Origin of the sequence: Caulobacter sp. 17J80-11 (genome assembly GCF_014349105.1) — a bacterium.
Classification (GTDB): Bacteria; Pseudomonadota; Alphaproteobacteria; order Caulobacterales; family Caulobacteraceae; genus 17J80-11.
Genome location: NZ_JACSJI010000015.1, coordinates 25,137 through 48,669 on the forward strand (window position 1 = coordinate 25,137; position 23,533 = coordinate 48,669).

Annotated in this window: 19 protein-coding genes and 1 pseudogene; 10 read left to right on the plus strand and 10 right to left on the minus strand. The window is 70.1% G+C overall.

All coding sequences use genetic code 11. The features are described 5' to 3' along the window. Positions 1-39 precede the first annotated feature (39 nt). Positions 40-2,694 carry a DNA ligase D gene (ligD, locus tag H8B08_RS14630; RefSeq protein ID WP_187450931.1) on the minus strand — a complete coding sequence of 885 codons (2,655 nt, stop codon included), beginning with the start codon at positions 2,692-2,694 and terminating at the stop codon, positions 40-42. Between the two features lie 195 nt (positions 2,695-2,889). Here ligD and H8B08_RS14635 point away from each other — a divergent pair, with 195 nt between their 5' ends. Further along, positions 2,890-5,157: a glycosyl transferase family protein gene (locus H8B08_RS14635; protein WP_187450932.1), complete on the plus strand. Its 2,268-nt coding sequence runs from the start codon at positions 2,890-2,892 to the stop codon at positions 5,155-5,157. Here H8B08_RS14635 and H8B08_RS14640 read toward each other — a convergent pair whose 3' ends face one another. The 5 genes from H8B08_RS14640 to H8B08_RS19485 form a co-directional block, all read right to left on the minus strand. Beyond that, positions 5,158-6,321, minus strand: a complete 1,164-nt coding sequence (locus H8B08_RS14640) for an aminotransferase class V-fold PLP-dependent enzyme (protein ID WP_187450933.1) — start codon at positions 6,319-6,321, stop codon at positions 5,158-5,160. Positions 6,322-6,331: 10 nt separating this feature from the next. Beyond that, entirely contained in the window at positions 6,332-7,123 is a 792-nt protein-coding gene (locus H8B08_RS14645) for a tryptophan 2,3-dioxygenase (RefSeq protein WP_187450934.1), read from the minus strand. Positions 7,124-7,187: 64 nt separating this feature from the next. Beyond that, the gene (locus H8B08_RS14650) at positions 7,188-7,496 is read right to left on the minus strand and encodes a hypothetical protein (protein WP_187450935.1); all 309 of its coding nucleotides are present in this window, start codon (positions 7,494-7,496) and stop codon (positions 7,188-7,190) included. A gap of 159 nt (positions 7,497-7,655) precedes the next feature. Further along, entirely contained in the window at positions 7,656-8,765 is a 1,110-nt protein-coding gene (locus H8B08_RS14655) for a CapA family protein (protein ID WP_187450936.1), read from the minus strand. Between the two features lie 41 nt (positions 8,766-8,806). Beyond that, entirely contained in the window at positions 8,807-12,316 is a 3,510-nt protein-coding gene (locus tag H8B08_RS19485; RefSeq protein ID WP_187450937.1) for a family 16 glycosylhydrolase, read from the minus strand. 145 nt (positions 12,317-12,461) lie between these two features. Between H8B08_RS19485 and H8B08_RS14665 the strand changes: the two genes are divergently transcribed. The 9 genes and pseudogenes from H8B08_RS14665 (at position 12,462) to der (ending at position 18,907) form a co-directional block, all read left to right on the plus strand. Next, the gene (locus tag H8B08_RS14665) at positions 12,462-12,707 is read left to right on the plus strand and encodes a hypothetical protein (RefSeq protein WP_187450938.1); all 246 of its coding nucleotides are present in this window, start codon (positions 12,462-12,464) and stop codon (positions 12,705-12,707) included. Between the two features lie 107 nt (positions 12,708-12,814). Further along, the gene (locus H8B08_RS14670) at positions 12,815-13,198 is read left to right on the plus strand and encodes a DUF6249 domain-containing protein (RefSeq protein WP_222934501.1); all 384 of its coding nucleotides are present in this window, start codon (positions 12,815-12,817) and stop codon (positions 13,196-13,198) included. Between the two features lie 27 nt (positions 13,199-13,225). Continuing rightward, complete coding sequence (locus H8B08_RS14675) at positions 13,226-13,804, plus strand: RNA polymerase sigma factor (RefSeq protein ID WP_187450940.1); 579 nt, start codon at positions 13,226-13,228, stop codon at positions 13,802-13,804. Then, positions 13,797-14,177, plus strand: coding sequence for a hypothetical protein (locus tag H8B08_RS14680; protein WP_187450941.1), 381 nt, complete (start codon positions 13,797-13,799; stop codon positions 14,175-14,177). The genes H8B08_RS14675 and H8B08_RS14680 overlap by 8 nt, the downstream gene beginning before the upstream one ends. A 2-nt stretch (positions 14,178-14,179) precedes the next feature. Further along, on the plus strand, positions 14,180-15,010 hold the full coding sequence (panB, locus tag H8B08_RS14685) for a 3-methyl-2-oxobutanoate hydroxymethyltransferase (protein ID WP_187450990.1): 831 nt from the start codon (positions 14,180-14,182) through the stop codon (positions 15,008-15,010). 134 nt (positions 15,011-15,144) lie between these two features. Beyond that, entirely contained in the window at positions 15,145-15,921 is a 777-nt protein-coding gene (locus H8B08_RS14690; RefSeq protein ID WP_187450942.1) for a tetratricopeptide repeat protein, read from the plus strand. Beyond that, on the plus strand, positions 15,918-17,294 hold the full coding sequence (locus H8B08_RS14695) for a PQQ-binding-like beta-propeller repeat protein (RefSeq protein WP_187450943.1): 1,377 nt from the start codon (positions 15,918-15,920) through the stop codon (positions 17,292-17,294). The genes H8B08_RS14690 and H8B08_RS14695 overlap by 4 nt, the downstream gene beginning before the upstream one ends. Before the next feature lie 89 nt (positions 17,295-17,383). Continuing rightward, a pseudogene (locus H8B08_RS19625) lies at positions 17,384-17,449 on the plus strand (GTPase); the annotation flags it as partial. After that, positions 17,435-18,907, plus strand: a complete 1,473-nt coding sequence (gene der, locus H8B08_RS14700; protein ID WP_370545490.1) for a ribosome biogenesis GTPase Der — start codon at positions 17,435-17,437, stop codon at positions 18,905-18,907. The pseudogene H8B08_RS19625 and the gene der, both read left to right, overlap by 15 nt. Before the next feature lie 131 nt (positions 18,908-19,038). Here der and H8B08_RS14705 read toward each other — a convergent pair whose 3' ends face one another. From H8B08_RS14705 to radA, 4 genes are all read right to left on the minus strand, one after another. After that, a complete protein-coding gene (locus H8B08_RS14705) occupies positions 19,039-19,797 on the minus strand; it encodes an SDR family NAD(P)-dependent oxidoreductase (protein WP_187450945.1) in 759 nt (252 codons plus the stop codon). An 89-nt stretch (positions 19,798-19,886) separates the two neighbouring features. Then, positions 19,887-21,380: an amidophosphoribosyltransferase gene (gene purF / locus H8B08_RS14710; protein ID WP_187450946.1), complete on the minus strand. Its 1,494-nt coding sequence runs from the start codon at positions 21,378-21,380 to the stop codon at positions 19,887-19,889. Further along, complete coding sequence (locus tag H8B08_RS14715; protein WP_187450947.1) at positions 21,377-22,000, minus strand: CvpA family protein; 624 nt, start codon at positions 21,998-22,000, stop codon at positions 21,377-21,379. Before H8B08_RS14715 ends, purF begins: the two co-directional genes overlap by 4 nt. After that, a complete protein-coding gene (gene radA, locus H8B08_RS14720; RefSeq protein WP_187450948.1) occupies positions 21,997-23,379 on the minus strand; it encodes a DNA repair protein RadA in 1,383 nt (460 codons plus the stop codon). The genes H8B08_RS14715 and radA overlap by 4 nt, the downstream gene beginning before the upstream one ends. Positions 23,380-23,533: the final 154 nt, after the last annotated feature.

Here is a 23,533-nt window from a genome sequence, read left to right on the forward strand (position 1 = left end):
GCTGTTCCGGGCTTGGTCGTTCAGACCTGCGGCGGCCGATCAGCTTTTCGCGAGCTTCGCGATGGCGGGCTTGAGCGGCGCGGCCGCCTCCTCGTAGCCGGCCCACGGATCGCCGCGCTTCAGCAGACCGGGGGCGGTGTGCAGGGTGTACTTCTTCGGATCGAGCCCCTTGCGGGCCTGCGCCCAGGTCAGGGGGAAGGACACCGTCGCGCCCGGTCGGGCCCGGGGCGAGAGCAGGGCGACCGCCGTCGCCATCCGGTCGTTGCGCAGATAGTCGAGGAAGATGCGCCCGCCGCGCACCTTCTTGCTCATGTTGGTGGTGTAGGCGTCCGGATCGTCGGCCGCGACGCGCTCGCACAGCGCCTTGGCGAAGGCCTTGGCCTCCGGCCAGGCGACGGGAGACTTCGCCGGTTGCATAAACGGCGTGACGACGTGCAGGCCCTTGCCTCCGGTGGTCTTCAGGAAGGAGGCCAGGCCCAGGGCCTCCAGCCGCCCTTTCAGCTCGCGCGCGGCGGCGATCACCCGCTCAAACGGCAGGTCCTCGTCGGGATCGAGGTCGAACACGAACCGGCCCGGGATCTCGGGCTTGCCAGGCAGGCAGTTCCAGGGGTGCAGTTCGGTCGCGCCGATCTGGGCGGCGGCGATCAGGGCCTCGGCCGTGTCGAACTGGATGTAGGGCTGCCGGTCGCCGCTGACCGTGGTCAGGGTGACCAGCTTGGACTGGCCGGCCCCGGCGTGGCGCTGGAAGAACCGCTCGCCGGTGATCCCGTCGGGGGTGCGGATGATCGAGCAGGGGCGGCCCTTCACATAGGGCAGCAGATGCTCGGCCACGGTCTCGTAGTAGCGGGCCAGGTCCAGTTTGCTCGCCGCCGGGCCGACGTCGCTGTCCGGCCACAGCAGCTTGTCCGGATTGGACAGGGTCACGCCCAGCACCACGGGCGCGCCTTGCTTCCCGGCCGACGAGCGCGCCGGCGGGCGATGGCTCACGGCCTCGCGCGCCTCCGGCGTTTCCGGGACGACTTCCTGGGCGCTCTTGTCCTCGCGCAGTCCCTTGAAGCTGGCCTGGCGCACGTTGCCGTCGCCGGTCCAGCCGGCGTGGGCGATCTCGGCGACCAGCTCGGGCTTCACCCAGTGGACGTCGGCGCCGCCGCGCGGGGCGCCCGCCCCGGAGAACGGGGAGTCCTTGGCCGCGACCGCCTTCAGTTGCGGAAGCAGGACCTTGACCTTGTCGCCGCCGAAGCCGGTGCCGACCCGACCCACATAGGCCAGCTTTCCATCGCGCCACATGCCGGCGAGCAGGGAGCGGAACTTGGAGCCGGTGGTGGTCCAGCCGCCGATCACCACCTCCTGGCCGCCCCGGCACTTGGACTTGGTCCAGGTGTCGCTGCGACCAGACCGATAGGGCGCGTCGCGGCGCTTGGAGACCACGCCCTCCAGCCCCATGCGGCAGGCCGACTTCAGCACCGCTTCGCCGCCCATGTCGAAGTGGTCGACGAAGCGCAGGCGCGAGGACGCGCCGGCGTCCTCGAGCAGCACTTCAAGGCGCGCCTTGCGCGCGTCCAGCGGCCGCTTCCGCAGGTCCTCGCCCTCGGCGAAGGTCGCGTCGAACAGGAAGAACACCAGCTCGCCCGTCTGGCCCGACGACAGCGCCGCCTGCAGGCCCGAGAAGTCCGGCCGGCCCTCCTTGTCGAGGGCGCAGATCTCGCCGTCGAGATAGCAGTCGGGCAGGGCGGCGCAGTCCCTGGCGATCTCGGGGAAGCGGGCGGTCCAGTCGAGCGGCTTGCGGGTCCACAGCGTAGCCTTGCCGCGCTCGACCCGGGCCTGGACGCGATACCCGTCGAACTTGATCTCGTGCACCCAGCCCGGGCCCGACGGCGGCCGGTCGACCAGCTTGCAGAGCTGCGGCTCGACATGCTCGGGCATGCGCGCGGTCTTTGTCCCCTTGGCGGGCTTCGCCTTGATCGGCCGCTCCTGGGGCTTGGCGCGGGGCGCGTGGGCGCGCTGCGCGACCTCCTCGCCCGACTCCTCCGGGCTGGCGCCCTTCGAGTTCCACACCGCCTTGGCCGAGGTCTTGGCGTCCTTGAGCATGAAGGGCGTCGGCGCACGCCCCTTGCCGGCGGCGATCTGCTCCATGGTCCGGCGCGAGGCCACCGAGAAGGCGTTCTCCTCCAGGAAGGCGTCGTGGTCCCCCGGTCGGGCGGTCTCGTCGTCGTGCTTGATCAGCAGCCAGTTGGGACGCTTGCTCTTGCTGCGGTCGTTGGCGATGCGGATCAGCGACCAGCCGCCCTGCATGCGCTTGCCGTCGAACTCCAGCGACAGGTGGCCCTTCTTCAGGCCCTGCTCGAAGGCGCGGCCCTTCTCCTCGCGGAAATAGCCGCGGTCCCACAGCATCACCGTGCCGCCGCCGTACTGGCCCTTGGGGATCGTGCCCTCGAAGTCGCCGTAGTCGAGCGGGTGCGGCTCGACCTCCACGGCCAGGCGCTTGTCGTCGGGGTCGAGCGAGGGGCCGCGCGTGACCGCCCAGGAATAGAAGCTTCCCTCGTGCTCCAGCCGCAGGTCGTAGTGCAGCCGCGTGGCCGCGTGCTTCTGGATCACGAAGCGCGGGCGATCCGAGCGCGCGACGCGGCGTTCACCGCTGGGTTCGGGCGTCTGGGAGAAGTCCCGCTTGGCTCGGTAGGTCTCTAGATCCGCCATGGGCGTGTCCGGCTGCACGCTTTGAAAGCGCTGGCGGGGAAGGGGGTTCCCGGCGGGTGCGACGCCGTGCCCGAGCGGCCTGTTCTGCGAATTCCGGTACGTGAGACGGGTAGCGTCCGTGAGCGTTCCATGACCGTGCGTCCGACTTCGCCCCGCGGGGCCCAAGCCGCCCCGCAGGCCTGAGGACGCTCCCCGGTGGACGGTTTTCAGACGCTGCTGTTCGACCTGCTGCTCGCCTACTGGGGCGGGCTGAAGATCGCCATCGCCGTGGTGGCGGTGATCATCTTCGTGTCGTCGATCGACGACCTGATCATCGACTTCTACTACTGGCACCGGGCCTGGCGGCGCGGCTGGCGCGGCCTGGTCAAGAAGCCGCCGCCGCAGGAAGCCCTGGCCGCGCACCCAGAAAAGCGCATCGCGCTGATGGTCCCGGCCTGGCAGGAGTCGGACGTGATCGCGAACATGATCGCGAACACGACCAATACCTTCGACTATTCCAACTACGAGATCTTCGTCGGCGTCTACGCCAACGACCCGGACACGCGACGCGAGGTCGACCGGGTGCGCCAGCGCTTTCCCAACGTGCACCGCGCCGACGTTCCGCACGACGGCCCGACCAGCAAGGCCGACTGCCTGAACTGGCTGGTGCAGAACATCTTCCTGCACGGCGAGAAGACCGGCCGGCCCTACGACGTCATCCTGATGCATGACGCGGAGGACGTGGTGCACCCGTTCGGCCTGAAGGTGGTCAACTGGTTCATCGAGGGCCGCGGCATGATCCAGCTGCCGGTGCTGTCGATGAACCGGAAGTGGTGGAGCATGATCGCCTGCCACTACATGGACGAGTTCGCCGAGTTCCACGGCAAGGACCTGCCCGTCCGCTCGCTGCTGGCGCGCATGACGCCCTCGGCCGGAGTGGCCACCGCCTTCTCGCGCGAGGCCATGGTCGAGTTGTGCCGGGAGAAGGACAACCAGCCTTTCAACACCGACAGCCTGACCGAGGACTACGACGTCGGCCACCGGCTGCGCTCGGTGGGCATGACCTCGCGCTTCGTGGCGTATCACGCCAGGACCAAGCGCTTCCGCAAGGCCTGGTTCCGCAAGGGCGAGGTCGAGGTCGAGCGCCAGGAGCTGGTCGCCACCAAGGAGTTCTTCCCCGACCAGTGGACCGCCAGCGTGCGCCAGAAGGCGCGCTGGATGCTGGGCATTTCCTATCTGGGCTGGCGCCAGCTGGGCTGGTTCGGCGACGTCAACAACCGCTACTTCCTGTTCCGCGACCGCAAGGCGCTGATCACCGCGCCGACCGGCGTGATCGCCTACCTGCTGGTGCTGCAGGTCACCGGCTGGACCGTGCTGGGCTGGTTCCTGCCGGCCGTGCGCGGCCTGCCGCCGCTGATCGACCGGACCTGGGTGCTGCTGCTGGTGCAGGTCAATTTCCTGTTCCTGATGAACAGGTTGGCGCACAGAGCTCTGTTCACCTTCAAGCATCACGGGCTGAAGTACGTCTGGCTGACGCCGGTGCGGGCGGCCCTGTCGAACTGCGTGGGCTTCGCCGCCTTCTGGCGCTCCATGGGGCTGTTCCTGACCCACCTCGCCACCGGCCGACCGATCGCGTGGGACAAGACCCAGCACTCCTTCCCCTCGCTGGCCGAGCTGCAGAACCGGCGGGGACGCCTGGGCGACGTGCTGCGCTTCTGGAACCACGTCACCGCCGAGGACCTGGAGGCGGCGATCCAGGCCCAGGCCGACCGCTATCGCCCGATCGGCCGGCTGCTGGTGGACCGCGGCGTGATCTCCGACGAGCACCTGGCCGAGGCCTTTGCGGAATGGAGCGAGGCCCTGTCGTCGAGCTTCGACCCGTTCCAGATCGCGCCCGACGTGCTGCGCCTGTTGAGCGCGCGCGACGCGGCGCGGTTCGGAGCTGTGCCGCTGCGCTGGAACGAAACCATGCTCGACGTCGCGCTGGCCGAGCCGCTTGAGAAGGCCGAGCGCGCCGAGCTGGAACGGCGGCTCGGCGCGGTCGGGGTCAAGAGCCTGCGGGTGGTCTACGCTCCATTGAGCGACATCGCCTTCGCCGTCCGCTACGCCTGGACGCCCGGCGCGCTGGCGCGGGAGCGGCGCGAGGTCGAGCGTCTGGTCGAATGCGGCCTGCTGGACGCCGTCGGCGCGGCCCAGCTGTGGCGGTCGATCCGCTCCGGCTACCGCAGCCTGGGCGACGCCCTGATTCTGAACGAGGCGATCGACCACCGCACCCTGCAGGGCGCGCTGTCGGAGTACTGGCGCACCAACGCCGCGGGCCGCCTCGATCAGTATCTCGTGCGCACTGGCGTGGTCAGCCAGGCCCAGGTGGACGCCGCCGTGCGCCGTCAGACCATCGAGCCGCTGGACGTGGTGCGCCGCGCCCTGGATCTGAAGCTGATCAGCGTGCAGGCGCTGCAAACCCTGCAGGCGTCCGCCGCCTGATCAGGCGAGGGTCTCGCGGGCGATCGCGCAGAAGCGCTCGATGTCCTCGGGGTCGTGATAGAGGCCCAGCCCCACCCGAAGCACGTCGTCGCGCACGTCGGTGATCACGTCCCGGGCCATCAGCGCCTTCTTCCAGGCCTGGGCCTCGGGATGGCGGAAGGCGATGAAGCGCGCCTGGGCGTGGTTGCCGGGCGGGTTGAGGATCTCGGCTTCCGACAGCCGGCCGGCTTGGCCCGCGCGGACCGCGGCGACCAGTTGGTCTTGCAGGACTCGCACGTGGGCGGAGACGTCGGCGGTGGTCAGCCCCTCGGCGTCCAGCATGTCGGCGACCGCCCCGAACCGGTACAGCCCGCTGGGGTCGAAGGTGGCGCCCAGGAAGCGGCTGGCGTCGCGGCCGTAGCCGACGCCGCCGGGCGGGGCGATCAGGTCGGCGAACTCGGCGTACCAGCCGGTCACGGTCGGCCGCTCGCCGAAACCCGCCGGCGCGTGCAGGAAGGCCGCGCCTTCGCCGGCCATGGCGTACTTGTAGCCGCCGGCCACGTAGAACAGCCGGTCGGCCACCGACGACAGGTCGGTCGGCACGGCCCGGAAGCCGTGGTAGCCGTCGACCACCACCCAGGGGCCGTCCGGCCTGGCCAGTTCGGCCAGTTCGAACACGCGCTCGAACACCCGGCCGGTCTTGAAGAACACGTGGCTGGTGAAGATCAGGTCGTAGGCGCCGCAGCGCGCCTTCGTCAGGAAGGCTTCCTCGAAGTCCTCGAACGGCTCGGTCGGGACCACGTCGAGGATCAGCTCGCCGGCCTCGATCCAGCGCGCCGACTGCCGGCGGAAGGAGTGGAACTCGCCGTCGGTGGACAGGGCCCGCACCGGCCGCTTGTCGAAGGCCGACAACAGCCGGACCATCAGCTCGTGGGTGTTGGGCGCGAACAGCACCGTCTGCGGCGACGGCAGGTTCAGTTCGCGCGCCACATGCGCCTGGGCGCCCGGATAGACCTCGCCGAACACCTTGTCCCACTTGTTGTCGGCCAGGACGGCGGCGTCTTCCCACGCCTGGATCTGCGCCTCGCGGCTGGCGTCGGGCCACAGGTGGTGGCTGTGGGCGGCGACATGCAGGCGGCCGGGCGCGGCCGACAGCGCGCGGGAGAACAGGCGCTTGTAGCTCATCAGAGCAACCTCACAGGCGGGTGCGCAGGGACCACAGCTCTGGGAAGCAGCGGCGTTCCAGGGTCTTCTGCAGGTAGCCGACGCCCTCGGTGCCGCCGGTGCCGCGCTTGGAGCCGATGATCCGCTCCACGGTGATGACGTGCTTGTGGCGCCAGGTGACGAGCGCGTCGTCGAGATCCACCAGCTTTTCAGCCAGCTGGTACAGCTCCCAGTACTTCTTGGTGTCGCGGTAGACGGTCAGCCAGGCGGCCTCGACCTCCGGGGAGGCCACGTAGGGCTGGCTGACGTCGCGGGTGAGGGCGGCTTGCGGCACGTCCACCCCGTGGGCGGCCAGCTGGGCCAGGGCGTCGTCGTACAGGCTGGGGGCGGCCAGCGCGTCTTCCAGCGCCTTCAGCGCCGCCGGCCGCTCCTCGTGGAAGCGCAGGAATGACGCGTCCTTCAGGCCCAGCATGAACTCCAGCCGGCGGAACTGGTCGGACTGGAAGCCCGAGCTGGTGCCCAGCGCGCCGCGGAAGCTGGTGTAGTCGGACGGGGTCATGGTCGCGAGCACGTCCCACGACATGGTCATCACCGCCTGGATGCGCGAGACGCGCGCCAGGCTCTTGTAGGCGGGCACCAGGTCGCCGGCGCGCACCTGCCGCTGGGCGAAGGCGACCTCGTGGAGGATCTCCTTCAGCCACAGCTCCTTGGCCTGGTGGATGACGATGAACAGCATCTCGTCGTGCTCGTCCGAGCGCGGATGCTGGCAGGCCAGAAGCTCGTCCAGTGCGAGATAGCCGGCGTAGGTGATGGGGGCGGTCATCGCGCCTCGCCCTTTCCTGAATCGAAAACTGCGAAGCGCGTTCTAGCCGTCCGACGCGGGCGCGTCAGCCGATGGCGGCGCGCTTCTCCTCGAACACCGCCTGAGCGTCGGACAGGCGGGACAGCTGGCTCATGTGCACCAGGTCCATCTTCTCGGCCTGCACCAGCCGGTACTGCCAGGGATGGGTGACGGTCACGCAGCGCACCAGCCCGGCCCTCACCAGCGCCCCGATGACGTTCTTCACCGTGCCCAGGCTCATCGAAGGATGAGCGTCGGCCAGCTCGTTCACGCTCCACCAGCGGTCTTCGCGCTTCAGGCAGGCGTGAATGGCGCAGACATTGGCGGTCAGTTTCAGGTCGGAACGGGCAGGCATGGCGGTCCGGCGGCTCTTTGGGTCGGGCGGGTCGGATCCAGACATAGAGAGATTCGCTCGATCGTTAACGGGCGTTAACGGTCGAGCTGGGGCAGAAGTGGGCAAATCCGTGGAAGCGGCCGTCCTTCGGTCCTTTACGACCGTTTCGGTCAGAGTCGGTCAGGTGAGGCGCAAAGCGCCTGAGTCGGTGAGAGTCAGGGCGACCTGGTCCGGCGAATGGGCCGCGATTTCGTGCTGCAGCCAGCGGATGTCGGCCGCCTTCGCCCGGTTCAGGCGCATCCGGCGGATCCGCAGGGGGACGAGCTCAAGGCCGGCGAGGGCGCCCGTCTTCCGGTCGAGGTCGGCGAACCACATGACCGCCAGGTCGCCGCGGTAGGCCTCGTGGCCGGCAATGCCCTCGTAGTCGTTCAGGAAGTCGCCTGCGCCGTAGAGGATCAGCCCTTCGCGGTGGACCTCGATGCCCTTGGCGTGGTGGGAGGAGTGCCCGTGGACGACCGAGACGCCGGCCTCGATCAGGGCGTGGGCGAAGTCGCGCTGCGCCTGCGGGACCTCCCAGCCCCAGTTCGGGCCCCAGTGGACGGAGGCTACGACCAGGTCGCCCGGACGGCGCGCGCGCGCGGTCCGCTCCGCGGCCTCCGCCGCCGCCTGCGGGGTCAGCTCGATCAGGTTCACCCCCGGCTGGACGGGCGTCGCCGCCCAGTCCGAGGGCACGCCGCTGGAGCGTGTGCAGAAGGCGTAGAAGAGCAGCCGACCACCCTCGCCCAGATCGAACACCGCCGGGGCGCGGGCCGCGTCGAGGTCGCGCCCGGCCCCGGCGATCCTGAGGCCCAGCCGGGCCAGGGTGTCGCGGGTCTCAAGCAGGCCGGTCCGGCCCCAGTCCAGCACGTGGTTGTTGGCCAGCGTGCAGCCGTCGATCCCGCCCGCCGTCAGGCACGCCGCATTGGCCGGGCTCATGCGGTAGTTGATGCCCTTGGGCGCGGCCCGGTCGCTCCGGGTGACGGCGGTCTCCAGATTGACCAGCCGCAGGTCCGGCTTGCGCTCGCGCCAGATTTCGAGCGCGTCGCCCCAGACGTAGTCGAACCCGACCGGGCGCGGGATCGGTCCCGACGCCTGCTCGGCCAGCTCCAGGTACCCGAGCGCCGAGCTCATCCAGCGCTCGTGGAGCACCGGATCGCTCGGGTGCGGCAGGATCTGGTCGACGCCGCGGCCCAGCATGACGTCGCCGGCGAGAAACAGTCTGACGACGCCGGCTGGGCGGGCTTGGCTCATACGGCCTGCAACCGGAGCCGGGACGCTCCAGTTGCCGCGGCCTAGCTCCAGACCCAATCCTTGGCGGTCAACTGGGTGGCGTCGACGCCCACCAGGGTCACGGTGTCCCCGGCGGCGAAGGTCAGGACGGTGTCGGCTCCGACCTGGGTGACGGTCGGGCGTTCGCTGCCGAAGCCTGCGAACTGCAGCCGGTCCTCCAGCCCGCCGGCGGTGAAGTCGAGGATCCGGTCGGCCCCGAAGCCGGGGCGGAAGACGAACAGGTCGTCGCCGGCGCCGCCGCTGAGCACGTCGGCGCCGCGGCCGCCCTCCAGCACGTCGTTTCCGGCCATCCCGTCGAGCCGGTTGGCTGCGTCGTTGCCGGTCAGCCGGTTGGCCAGTTCGTTGCCGATCCCGTCGATCGCCGCCGTCCCCTTCAGCACCAGGTACTCGACCTCGGTGGGAAGCGTGTAGCTGACATAGGCGCCGATGGTGTCGGTCCCTTCGCCGGCCCGTTCGATCACCTGGTCGTCGGCGCGGTCCACGATGTACGAGTCGTTGCCGAGCCCGCCGACCAGCACGTCGGCGCCGGCCCGCCCGTCCAGATAGTCGGCGCCCGCCAGGCCCTCGATCCGGTCGTTCCCCGCCGTCCCCGCCAGGCTGTCGTTCCCGGCCGTGCCCTGGATGGTGCCCGGCGGCGGCGGCGGAGGAGGAGGTGGCGGCGGTGGAGGTGGGGGTGGGGGTGGGGTATCGCCGCCGCCCGTATAGACGAAGTCGGCCGAGGTCAGGGTGTCGGCCTGGACGTTCTTCAGCCGGACGGTGTCGCCGTCAGAGAACACCACGACGGTGTTGGCCCCCTGCTGAAGCAGGTGCTTCCAGGCGCCGTAGCCCTGCACCTCGAGCACGTCCTCGCCAGGCTTGAAGTCCTCGACCGTGTCCTGGCCCGTGCCGACGCCGACCACGATCACGTCGCGGCCCGCGCCGCCGGTGATCCGGTCCGCGCCCGCGCCGCCCTCCAGCCGATCGTCCCCGCCATAGCCGAAGAGCTGGTCGTCGCCGGCCAGGCCCTTAAGCGTGTTGGCGCCGTCATGGCCGCGCAGGACGTTGTTCAGGGCGTTGCCGGTCCCGTCGGCCGAAGCCCCGGCCAGGGTGAGGTACTCGACCTGGTCGGGCAGGACGTAGGATATCCATGCCTCGACCGTGTCGAACCCCTGGCCGGCCTGCTCGACCACCACGTCGCCGGCGGCGTCGACGATGTAATAGTCGTCGCCGGTCCCGCCGATCATCCGGTCCGCGCCGGCCCCGCCCTTCAGGTAGTCCGAGCCGCCCAGGCCCTCCAGGGTGTCGTCGCCCGACCCGCCCTGCATGACGTCGCGCGCCTCGGTGCCGATCAGGTGCTGGCCCGTGGGCGGCGGCGGCGGAGGGGGCGGAGGCGGCGGAGGCGGCGGGGGAGGCGGCGGCGGGGGCGGCGGATCGGTCGGATCGGTCCAGCCGGGGATGTTCAACTCCTTGAACTGGAGCTGGGAGGCGTCGACGTTCTTCAGGGTGACGCGGTCGCCGTTGGAGACCTCGATCACCGCGTCGGCCCCGACCTGGGTCAGGGTGAAGGTGAAGCCCAGGCCCTCGTAGGCGAAGAAGTCGAGCGCGTCCTCCGTCCCGCCGGCGACGAAATCCTCGATCACGTCGTGCCCGTCGCCAGGGCGGAAGAAGAAGCGGTCGTCGCCCGCGCCGCCGATCAGCACGTCGTCGCCCGTGCCGCCCCAGAGCACGTCCTTGCCGTCGCCGCCGATCAGCACGTCGGCGCCGGCGCGGCCGTCCAGCCGGTTGTTGCCGGCGTCGCCGGTCAGCCGGTTGTCGAGCGCGTTGCCGTAGGCCTGCGCGCCCGCGCCGCCGGTCAGGGTCAGGTTCTCGACGTTGTCGGGCAGGGTGAAGGTCACCGAGGAGACGATGGTGTCGACCCCCTCGCCCGGCCGCTCGACCACCTGGTCGCCGGTGTCGCCGATCACGTAGGTGTCGTCGCCCGCGCCGCCGATCAGCAGGTCGAAGCCCGCGCCGCCGGCAAGCGTGTCGTTCCCGCCGCCGCCTTCGATGCGGTCCGCCTGGGATGTGCCGGTCAGCTCGTCCGCCGTCGCGCCGCCCGTGATGGTGTTGGTCGTGACGTTCTGGGGCAGGGCCCAGGCCTTGACGTAGTCGATCTTGAAATCGGCCGGGAAGGCGGTCGTCCCGTCCGGCTGGCCGCCCCAGCCGCCCATGGCCAGGTTGGCCAGCATGTACATGGGCTTGTCCATGCCGGCGGGCGTTGCGAGGCGGTAGACCTCGGCCCCGTCCACGTAAAAGACGAGGTCGGTCGGGGTCCACAGCACCCCGTAGGCGTGGAATCCGCCGGCGTCCGGCAGGAAGGAGGCCGTCGTGTAGTGCTGGCCGGCGGGGTGGTTGTGGGCGCTGGCCCAGACCTGGTTGGGCTCGCCGCCCAAGGCTTCCATGACGTCGAGCTCGACGCCGACGCCGTCCACCGGCAGTAGCCAGAAGGCCGGCCAGAAGCTGGAGCCCCTCGGCGTCTCGGCCCGGATCTCGAAGTAGCCGTAGGTCTGGGAGAAGCTGGGCTGGGTGGTGATCAGGCCCGAGCCGTATTTGTAGTCCCACAGCTGCGACTGCTGGGCGGCGGTCAGCGGCTGGGCCCGGATGGTCAGCACCCCGTCGGCGATCGAGAACGGGGTCAGGCCCAGCGGCTGGTTGGTCGTGCCCTTCAGCCAGGGGTTCAGATAAACCTGCAGCTCGCCGTTGGTGGCCAGGGTGTAGCTGCCCAGGCCGCTCTCGCCCTGGTAGCCGAAATGCGGTTTCCAGGTCCCGCCGGGCGCCTCGGTGGCGTGGAAGAGCGACAGGCTGTCGAAATTCTCGTCGAAGGTCTGGGCGCCCAGGGTGGCGCGGTCCAGCGTCAGCTGGAAGTCGTCGGCCGCGAACCGGTCGATGGTCATATTGCGGAAGACGATCACCTCGGCGCCGTTCTGCAGGACGACGTCGGCGCCGTCCTGGCGCATGGCCGCGCGGACCTGCTCGAAGGTGTGGAAGTCCGAGCCCTGCAGGCGCAGGAAGTCGCCGACCCCGGCGCCCGGCTCGAAGTCGTAGATCACGTCGTTGCCTTCGCCGCGCACGATCACGAACAGGTCGCGCCCAGCGCCGCCCAGCAGGACGTCGTCGCCGGCCCCGCCCCAGATGGTCTGGGCCCCGTCCTGGCCCTTGATCAGGTTGGCCAGCGCGTTGCCGCCCGCGTAGCGGCCGTCGCCGCCGCCCACGATCAGGTTCTCGACGTTGTCGGGCAGGATCACCGAATGCCAGGCGGTGATGGTGTCGACGCCCTCGCCGGGCGTTTCGATCACCACGTCCGCCTTGTGCTTGAGAATGTAGCGGTCGTCGCCGGCGCCGCCGACATGGATGTCGCCGCCGCCGTTGCCGCTGAGGGTGTCGGCCCCTGAGGAGCCCGTGATGGTCTCGCCCCCGGCGGAGGTTCCGAGAAACGACCGGGTCGGCGCGGCCCCCTCGGGCATGGCCCGGCCGCGATAGTCGAAATACGCCACCTGGAACTCCCATCCCGCGACCGGCCCGGAAGCGGCGCGGTCAGTACCGTGGGGCTTAACTCGGTGACGCTGCCGGAAGTTCAGAGCTGTGCGGCGTCGCAGCCGACGGTGGAGCGAGCGCGCGTGGCGGCGTATGTCGCGGCCGATGACCTATCTGGATTTCCTGCGGGCCGGCTCGCCCCTGCACCGCGTCACGCCGTGCGAAACCGGTTTCAGCATTGCGCCGGTCGGTGAGGACCCCGCCGCGCGCGAGGCGTTCCAGGCGGTGGCCGAGGTCGCGGTGGAGCGGGAAGGGCAGGGCTACCGTGTCGCCGACGTCAGCATGTCGGAGGTCTCCGGCGGCTACGAAGCGGTGTTCGTGGTCCCGCTGAAGGGGCCTTTACAAACATGACGAACATTTCACCTCGCGATCCGCATCCGTATGGCTCCGTCGTCGCCTCTTGTGATCAGAAGGCTGGAGCGAGACGCTCCCCTGACGTCGAGAAAAGGTGAATCGTTATGGGTCCCGATATTCTGGTTCCGCTTGGTTTTTTCCTGATGATCGCGGCGATCGTGATCGTGCCGGGCTATCTGAAGAGTCAGGAGCGGCAGAAGCTCCAGGAGACGCTGCGCGTCGCGTTTGAGAAGGGCCAGGACGTTCCGCCCGAAGTGCTCGACGCGATGACCCGCGACATCAAGCCGTCCGTGTCGCCCTACCGCGACGTCCGCCGCGGCGTGGTCATGCTGGCGATCGCCGCCGCCCTGGCCACCATCGGCGGCGCCTGGACGTTCTACGAGGGCTTCGATGACGCCTGGGGCTGGTTCACGGGCGCGGCTTTCCCCGGCTTCATCGGCATCGCCTACCTGCTGCTTGGCCTGTTCGCCAAGGACCGTAAGGGCTGATCGGGCATTAGGGGGAGGAGCGCGCTGATGGGCGCCTCACAAACCGATCGGGCCCTGCACGGCCTCCACGACGTCGAGCTCGCCGCCCTCGCGGCGGCGGGTGGACGGCGGGAGTTCGGCGAGCTGGTCAGACGCCACGGGAGCGCGGTGCGGGCGCTGCTGCGCCGTATGGGCGCCGACGCGGCCGCGGCCGACGACCTCGCCCAGGACGCCTTCTTGCAGGCGTTCGAGGCGATCGCCGAGTTCCGGGGCGAGGGCACCTTCGCCGGCTGGGTCAAACGCATCGCCGCGCGGCTTTACCTGAAGCGGCGCCAGAAGGAGGCCCGCTTCGTGCTCGACGGCCAGGACCACGAACCCGACCAGCCGGTCGGCTTCGCCGACGCGGCCGGGCGGATCGACCTGGACGGCGCGCTGAAGCTGCTCAGCCCGGCGGAACGGCTCTGCGTGTCTTTATGCTACGGCGCGGGACTTTCTCACGCCGAGGTGGCCGAGACCTTGAACACGCCGCTGGGAACGGTCAAATCGCATGTCAGACGTGGTCTGGATAAGCTCAGAGAACGCTTGGCGCCGGATGGCGGGCAGGCGGGGAGCAGGGCGCATGGTTGAGCGCGAGTTTGAAGCTGGCCTGGAGCGGATGTTCGCCCAGGCCCCGGTCTACCCCGACGCCGAGATGTTCTCGGACAGGGTGCTGGCCAAGCTCGACCGGAGCTGGCGCTGGCGGCGTCTGGGCATCGGCGCCGCCGGCGCGATCGGCGGCGTCATCGCGATCAGCCAGACGCTGGGCTCGAACCTGACCCTGCACATGCAGCAGTCGCTGGCCAATTCCTTCCGGACGGTCGACGCCGCGGTTGACGGGGCGGTCTCCCAGACGGAATCTCTGGTGGGACTGTCCACCAGCGCGGGCATGTTCTGGGCGGTTTCGGCGATGATGGTGATCGCCGCCGGGGCCGCGGCCCTGCGCCTGTTCGAAGAGGTCTAAAACTGTCTTCCCACCGTGAAGAGAAGGTCCGCCGTCTGGCGGCCCCGGACATCGCCGCCCGCAAGGGCGGCGATCCCATCGTCTGCCTGACCGCCTACACCGCTCCGATGGCGGAGATCCTGGACGACCACTGCGACCTGCTGCTGGTCGGGGACTCGGTCGGCATGGTGATGCACGGCCTGCCCAACACGGTGGGCGTGACCATGGAGATGATGATCCTGCACGGCCAGGCCGTGATGCGGGGGGCTCGCCGCGCGATGGTCGTGATCGACATGCCGTTCGGCTCCTACGAGGCCGGGCCGGAGCAGGCCTACGCCAACGCCGCCCGGATCATGAAGGAGACCGGGGCCCAGGCCGTGAAGGTCGAGAGCGGCCCGACCGTCCCGGAGACCATCAACTACCTGGTCCGCCGCGGCATTCCGGTGATGGGCCACATCGGCCTGCGCCCGCAGGCGGTGCTGACCGACGGCGCCTTCAAGGCAAAGGGCAAGACCGACGACGAGCGGCTGCGCATCCTGGCCGAGGCGGAAGCCACCGCCGACGCCGGCGCGTTCAGCGTCGTGGTCGAGGGCGTGGCCGAGGGCCTGGCCCGCGACATCACCGAGGCCCTGCACGTGCCGACCATCGGCATCGGCGCCTCGGCCGCCTGCGATGGCCAGATCCTGGTGGTCGACGACATGCTGGGCCTGTTCGACTGGACCCCGAAGTTCGTCCGCCGCTACGCCGACCTGCGCGGCGAGATCGGCCGCGCCGTGGCCGCGTACAGGGACGACGTGCGCACCCGCCGCTTCCCGGCGGTGTCGGAAACCTACTTCGCGAAGAAGCCGGCCTGAGTTCGGGGAGCCTCGCGGCTCCCCTTTTTCTTTCAAGGGTGGCGCAGCGCGCGTGAGCCGCGTTGCCGTTCGCGCGGCTAGGCTATAGTTTCGCGACGAATTTACTGTTTTGCGCCGGCGAGGAGCGTCCTGTCGTGGTCGACGTGTTTGAAGAGGTCGAGGATGAGATGCGCGCCCACAAGTGGCGCACGCTCGCCCGCCGCTACCTGCCCTGGGTCGGCGGCGCCGCCGCGGCGCTCGTCCTCGGGGTCGGCGGGACCTACGGCTGGAGCGCCTGGCAGGAAAGCCGCGCCGGCAAGGCGTCGGTCGCCTACGATCGCGGCCTGAAGGCGCTGCAGACCAACGACCGCGCCGGGGCCGACGCGGCCTTCGCCGAGGCCGGCAAGCTGGGCACCCGCGGCTACCGCACCCTGGCGCTGATGCAGCAGGGCCATATCCTGGTCGGCCAGGACAAGTCGGACGAGGCCGTGAAGCTGTTCGACGAGGCGGCCAAGGTCGCCCCGTCCCCGATCCTCGGCGACAACGCCCGCCTGAAGGCGGCCTTCGCCCTGATGGACAAGGCTTCCTACGAAGAGATGGAAAAGCGGCTGACGCCGCTGACCGAGGACGGCCGTCCGTACCGCGCGACCGCGAAGGAAGCGCTGGCGATGGCCAAGCTGCAGGCCGGCAAGGTCAAGGAAGCCCGCGGCGACTTCGTGGTGCTGTCGCTGTTGTCGGACGCGCCGGAAGGCGTGCGCGCCCGCGCCCAGGCCGCCATCCAGATGATCGACTCCGGCACGGCCGCCAAGCTGCCGGGCCTGGCCAAGGCCGCCGCCGAGCTGCCCAAGCCGCAGGCGGCCCCGGCCGGTCAGAACCCGTTCGCCCCCCAGACCGGCGCGCCGGTCCCGCAAGCCGGAGCCGGCAAGCAATGAACCAGAAGCTGAAGGTCGCCGCCGTCGCCCTGGCCTGCTGCGCGGGGCTGTCCGCCTGCGCCACGGTCAGCAAGCTCAACCCCTTCGACAAGAAGGAAGGCTCCAAGACCACCGCGGCCAAGGGCGAGCGCATCCCGGTCATCGGGTTCGAACGCCAGTTGCAGGTGTCCGACACCCTGGCCGGCCAGACGTTCTACATCCCGGAAGCCCAGCCGGTGACGGCCTGGCCGCTGCCGGGCGGCAACGAGGAGCAGGCGGTCGAGAACGTCGCCGCCGCCCCGGCCTTCGAGATCGCCTGGAAGCACGGCGTCGGCGAGGGTTCCTCGCGCAAGGGCCAGGTGACCGCGCCGCCGGTCGCCGTCGACGGCCGCATCTTCACCATGGACGCCCACGCGACCGTCACCGCCTCTGACGCCGCCACGGGCGGTCAGGCCTGGCGCACCGACCTGGAGCGCCGTGAGGGCAAGGACAAGGAAGCCTTCGGCGGCGGCCTGGCCGTATCCAGCGGCAAGGTGTTCGTCAGCTCCGGCTACCGCTTCATGGCCGCGGTCGACGCCGGCACCGGCAAGGTGCTGTGGAAGACCGACGTCGAGTCGCCGATCCACGCCGCGCCGACCGTCTCGGGCAGCCGCGTCTACGTCGTCGACGTCGACAACCAGATCCTGGCCTTCGACATCAACACCGGCGAGATCGCCTGGAGCTACCAGGCCATCGTCGAACCGGCCCGCATCATGAAGGCCTCGAGCCCGGCGGTGCAGGGCGACGCGGTGATCACGCCGTTCTCGTCGGGCGAACTGGTGGCGCTGCGCGCCGCCAACGGCAACGCCCTGTGGAGCGAGGTGCTGTCGCGCACCAGCCGCACCAACGCCCTGTCGGAAATCCGCGACATCGCGGGCCGTCCGGCGATCTACAAGGGCGACGTTTATGCGGCCAGCCACTCGGGCGTGTTCGCCGCGGTGGACGTGCGCACCGGCGCGCGCAAGTGGGACCTGCCGGTGGCCAGCGTCAACGCTCCGGTTCCTGCGGGCGACGTGGTCTACATCGTCGACCAGGCCGGCGAGCTGATCGCCGCCAACCGCGAGAGCGGCCAGGTCTACTGGATCAAGGACCTGAACAAGGGCCGCGTGCGCAACGAGGGCGGCTTCCTGGGCGTGCTGGACGTGCAGACCCGGCCGATCTGGTCGGGCCCGCTGCTGGCCTCGGGCCGCCTGGTGCTGGTCAACAACTGGGGCGAGGCCGTCGCCATCGACGCCCAGACCGGCGAGATCCAGAAGACCCTGAAGATCGGCGCGGCGTCCTACCTGTCGCCGATCGCCTACGGCGACAAAATCTACGTCGTCACCGACAAGGCGGATCTGATCGCGATCCGCTGACGCGGCGCGCAGTTTTCGCTAGAACAGACTAGAGGGGCGCCCTCCGCCGGTCCGGCGGGGGGCGCCGCTGTTTTTGAAAGAGAGGCGTCATGGCGCTGAAAGTCGCCATCGTCGGCCGGCCCAACGTCGGCAAGTCGACCCTGTTCAACCGCCTGGCCGGCAAGAAGCTGGCGATCGTCGACGACCGTCCGGGCGTCACCCGCGATCGCCGCTATGCGAGCGGCCGCATCGGCGATCTGGACCTGGAACTGATCGACACCGCCGGCTTCGAGGACGTGTCCGACGAGAGCCTGGAGGCGCGCATGCGCACCCAGACCGAGAAGGCGGTCGACGAAGCGGATCTGGTGCTGTTCGTGATCGACGCCCGCGAGGGCGTGGTGCCGCTGGACCGCATCTTCGCCGACCTGCTGCGCCGGCGCGACATGCCGGTCGTGATGATCGCCAACAAGGCCGAGGGCAAGGCCGGCGACGCGGGCGTGGGCGAAGCCTACGCACTGGGCTTCGGCGAGCCGGTGCCGCTGTCGGCCGAGCACGGCGAGGGCCTGGCGGACCTCTACGCCGCGATCATGGCGGCCGCGCCGCAGGACTGGGAGGAAGAGGTCGAGGACCTCGAGAAGCCCATCCGCATCGCCATCGTCGGCCGCCCGAACGCGGGCAAGTCGACCCTGGTCAACCGGCTGATCGGCGAGGACCGCATGCTGACCGGCCCGGAGGCCGGCATCACCCGCGACTCCATTTCGGTCGACTGGGAGTGGGACAACCGGCGCATCCGCCTGGTCGACACCGCGGGCCTGCGCCGCAAGGCGCGCGTCCAGGAGAAGCTGGAGAAGCTGTCGACCGCCGACACCATCCGCGCCATCACCTTCGCCGAGGTGGTGATCCTGGTGATGGACGAGGCCAACGCCTTCGAGACCCAGGACCTGCAGATCGCCGACCTGGTCGAGCGGGAAGGGCGGGCCCTGGTCTACGCCGTGTCGAAGTGGGACCTGGCCAAGGAGCCGAACGTTCGCCTGGCCGAGCTTCGCGAAGAAGCCGACCGCGTTCTGCCGCAGCTGCGCGGCGCGCCGCTGATCGCCCTGTCGGGCCTGACCGGGCGCGGGCTGGACCGGCTGATGCCGGCCATCCTGAAGGTGCACAAGGACTGGTCGGCCAAGATCAAGACGCGCGACCTGAACGACTGGCTGGCCATGGCCGTGCAGAGGCACCCGCCGCCGGCGGTCAACGGCAAGCGCATCAAGCCGAAGTACATGGCCCAGACCAAGGCGCGCCCGCCGACGTTCGTGCTGTTCTCCAGCCGCGCCGACGAGATGCCGGAGCACTACCGCCGCTACCTGGTCAATTCGATCCGGGAGAGCTTCGACCTGCCGGGCGTGCCGGTGCGCGTGACCGTCAAGTCGGGCTCGAACCCCTACGCCGAAGGCGGCGAGAAGGGCCCGGCCAGGACCGCGCCGCGCCGCTTCCAGAAGGCGACCGGCTCGGCGCCGCCGGCGCCCGCGCGTCCGAAGCCGAAAGCGGCAAAGGGCAAGAACGTCGGCAAGGGCCCGGTCGCCCGCGCTATCGTACGCCCGCGCTCGGGGCCGGGGGCCAAGCCCACGCGGCCGAAGGGTCGGTGATGTGAGTGTTCTCCCTCCCCTTCATGGGGAGGGAAGGGCCCGCGCAGCGGGCCAGGGTGGGGAAGTCTCTGAGCGTTTCCCCACCCGGCCCCTTCGGGGCCACCCTCCCCATGAAGGGGAGGGAGAAGGGCTCAGACCAGCGCGTCCGCGCTCAGGCCCGCCTTCCAGTCCTTGAAGTTGACCGTCTCCTTGGGCGGGATCCGGCCGGGCGCGACCAGCTCCAGGATCAGCGGGCCGATCTCCGACGGGTCGGGCAGCTTTTCCGGATCTTCGCCGGGATAGGCCTCGGCGCGCATGCGGGTGGCCATCTTGTCCGGATTGACCACGGCCACGCGGATCGAGGTGTTCTCCACCTCGTCGCCCCAGCTGCGCACCAGCGCCTCCATGCCGGCCTTGGAGGCGGCGTAGGGCCCCCAGAAGGCGCGCGGGCGCTCGGCGGCGTTGGAGGTGAAGAACACCGCGCGGGCGGCGTCCGACTGCTTCAGCAGCGGCTCGAACGAGCGGATCATGCGGTAGACGGCGGTCAGGTTCACCGCCATCACCTTGGCCCACTGGCGCACGTCGAAGTGCGACACCGGGGAGAGCCCGCCCAGCATGCCGCCGGCGTGGACGATGATGTCGAGCTTGCCCCAGCGCTCGTAGACGGCGCCGCCCAGCCGATCGAGCGCGCTGGCGTCGGTCAGGTCGAAGGGGACGAGCGTGGCGCCTTCGCCGCCGGCCTTGCGGATGTCGTCGTCCAGCTCCTCCAGGCCGCCTTGCGTCTTGGCGCAGGCGATCACGTGCGCGCCGGCGGCGGCCAGGGCGAGGGCGGAGGCGCGGCCGATGCCGCGGGAGGCGCCGGTGACCAGGGCCACGCGGCCGGCCAGGGGCTTGGAGGAAGAGTCGGTCATGGGCGGGCTTCTACTCTTGTCGTCCCGTCAGAAGAAAGGCCCACGCGGCGTCCGCGCGGGCCTTCCAGGCTTTGTTTCGGCTCAGGCGCCTACGCGCTGACCAGCAGCGACAGCTGACGCTTGACCAGGTCGTCGCGGCCTTCGGCGATCTCGCGGTCCAGCAGGCGGGTCGGATAGTCGCCGGTGAAGTAGTGGTCGGTGAACTGCGGGGTGACCGGGTCGCGCGGACCGGCCTCCATGGCCCAGTACAGGCCCTCGACCGACAGGAAGCCCAGGCTGTCCACCTCGAGCATCTGGCGCATCTCTTCCAGCGACTTGTTGGCGGCCAGCAGCTTGTCGCGGTCGGGCATGTCGATGCCGTAGAAGTCCGGCCACATGATCGGCGGCGAGGCCGAGCGCAGGTGGACTTCCTTGGCCCCGGCCTCGCGGACCATGCGCACGATCTTCACCGAGGTGGTGCCGCGCACGATGGAGTCGTCGATCAGCACGACGCGCTTGCCCGCCAGCACGGCGCGGTTGGGGCTGTGCTTCATGCGCACGCCCAGCTCGCGCACGCCTTGCGTCGGCTGGATGAAGGTGCGGCCCACATAGTGGTTGCGGATGATGCCCATCTCGAAGGGCAGGCCGCTCTCCTGGGCGTAGCCCAGGGCGGCCGGCACGCCGGAGTCCGGCACCGGCACGACCACGTCGGCCTCGACGCCCGATTCCTGCGAGATGCGCCGGCCCATGCGCTTGCGCACTTCGTAGACGTTGCGGCCGTTCACGACACTGTCGGGGCGGGCGAAGTAGACGTATTCGAACACGCACGGACGGGCGCGCTCGGCCGGGAACGGGCGCAGGCTCTCGATGCCGTTCTCGTCGATCACCACGACTTCGCCGTGCTCGATGTCGCGGACGAACTTGGCGCCGATCATGTCCAGCGCGCAGGTCTCCGAGGCCAGCACGTACTTGCCGTTCATCTCGCCCAGCACCAGCGGGCGGATGCCCAGCGGGTCGCGCGCGCCGATCAGCTTCTTGTTGGTCAGGGCCACCAGGGCGTAGCCGCCCTCGATCTTCGACAGGGCCTCGACGAAGCGGTCGACGATCTTGGCCTTACGCGAGCGGGCGATCAGGTGGAGGATCGCTTCCGAGTCCGAGGTCGACTGGAAGATCGCGCCCTCGGCGACCAGCTCTGAACGAATGGTCGTGAAGTTGGTCAGGTTGCCGTTGTGGGCGATGGCGATGCCGCCGGTGTCCAGGTCGGCGAACATCGGCTGGACGTTGCGCAGGAACGAACCGCCGGCGGTGGAGTAGCGGGTGTGGCCGATGGCCGCGCGCCCGGGCAGGCGCTCCACCAGGTCGGCGCCGGTGAAGGCGTCGCCGACGTGGCCCATGTGGCGCTCGGTATGGAAGCGGGCGCCGTCCGAGGAGGCGATGCCGCAGGCTTCCTGGCCGCGGTGCTGCAGGGCGTGCAGGCCGAGCGCGGCGATGGCGCTGGCGTCGGCGACGCCGAACACCCCGAAGACGCCGCACTCCAGGCGCGGACGGTCGTCGTCCGGATCGCGCTCAAAGGTGGTGTGGACGTACTCGCGGTGCTCACTCATCGGGACTTCTCCACCAACGCGTCCATACGGTCGCGCTCACGCCGGTCGTATTCGGCGCGCTCCTTACTTTTCGAATGCGGCTTAGACGAGGCGCCCACCCGCACGGAATGCTCCACCTTCGGGGCGATCTTGTCGGCCAGCCTGGCGCCTCCGGGCAGGATCGCCTGGATGCCTTTCGCGGCGGCCACCGACACCGGATAGACCGCCGCTCCCCGGTACCAGCCGGGAATTCGATCGTGGGGCACGTAGCCGAACATCAGCAGATGAACCATGCCCAGGAACACAAGGGTCCGCGCCACGCCGAAGCCGACGCCGACGCTGCGGTCCAGCCCGCCCAAACGCTCGGTCTGGCGCAGCTTCTGGCCGGCCCAGGCGCCCACCAGGCGCACGATGGCGTAAACCAGGACCGCGACCACCAGGAAGGCGGCGATGGTGCCCAGGAAGTCCGGATCGACCAGCTTGCGGCCCAAGGGCGCGGTCAGCGGCAGGGCCAGGGCGGCCATCAGGCCGGCGAACAGGAAGGCGAACAGGGTGACGATCTCGCGCGCGCCGCCGCGCACGAAGCCGGCCATGGCCGACACGATCAGCACCACCAGGGCGAAGACGTCGAAGGCGGTCATGCGGCGGCTCCCTTAGGCCACTCGCTTTCGGCGATCCGCCGGATCGCCTCGGCCAGGCGGCCGACGGCCGTGACGGGCAGGGGCGAGGTCTCGGCCGCGGCGGTCGGGGCGAGCGCCTGAGAGAAACCAAGCTTGGCTGCTTCTTTCAAGCGCGCCTCCATGCGTCCCACCCCTCGAACCTCGCCTGAAAGGCTGATTTCGCCGAAAACGACGCAGCCCTGTGGCAACGGCGCCTCAAGCGCCGAGGAGGCGAGGGCGGCTGCCGCCGCTAGATCTGCGGCCGGCTCGTTGATCCGCAAGCCGCCTGCGACATTCAGGTAGACGTCGCGATTGCCGAATTGAAGGCCGCAGCGCGACTCGAGGACGGCCAGCACCATGGCCAGGCGTCCGGAATCCCAGCCCACCACCGCGCGACGCGGCGTGCCGTAGGCCGAGGGCGCGACCAGGGCCTGGAACTCGACCAGCACCGGGCGCGAGCCCTCGATGCCGGCGAACACGGCGGCGCCCGCCGCCCGCTCGCCACCTTCACCCAGGAACAGGGCCGAAGGGTTGGCGACCTCGCGCAGGCCGCTGTCGCCCATCTCGAAGACGCCGATCTCGTCGGTGGCGCCGAAGCGGTTCTTGGCCGCGCGCAGCACGCGGAACGGATAGCCGCGCTCGCCTTCGAACGAGAGCACGGCGTCGACCATGTGCTCGACCACGCGGGGGCCGGCGATCTGGCCGTCCTTGGTGACGTGGCCGACGAGAACCACTGCGACGCGCTTCTTCTTGGCCAGCCGCACCAGTTCGCCGGCGCAGGCGCGCACCTGCGTCACCGAGCCCGGGCCGGCCTCGTGGGCGTCGCTCCACAGGGTCTGGATGGAGTCGATGATCACCAGGTCGAACTGGTCGCGCTTCAGGGCGTCGAGGATGTCGCGCACCGAGGTCTCGGCCGCCAGGTTCACCGGCGCCTGCGCCAGGCCCATGCGCTGGGCGCGCGAGCGCACCTGCTCGACCGCCTCTTCGCCGGAGACGTAGGCGACCTTCGCCCCGCGCAGGGCCGCCTGGCCGCAGACCTGCATCAGCAGGGTGGACTTGCCCACGCCCGGGTCGCCGCCCAGCAGGATGGCCGAGCCCGGCACCACGCCGCCGCCGCACACCCGGTCGAACTCGGCCACGCCGGTCTCGATGCGGGGCGGCTCGGGCGTCTCGGCCTGCAGGGTCTCGAAGGCGAGACCGCGGGTGCGAGTGGCCTTGGTGGGGGCCAGCGCGCCAGGCTGGCGCGCGCCGACCTCCTCGACCAGGGTGTTCCACTGGCCGCAGGCGTCGCAGCGCCCGGACCACTTGGCGTGGACCGCGCCGCAGGACTGGCAGACGTATGCCGCGCCGTCTCGCGCCATTGGAGGGTCTCCGGGGACGGAGGAATTTCGCCTGATTCGCGGGCGGATGGTTCCGCATTCGTTCGCCGCGCGAAAGGGGCCTGCGTGGGGCTTTCGAAGGTTGTGGTTCCGCTGCAACCGCCGACCGCAACCCTTTCACTCGAAATTGCGAACG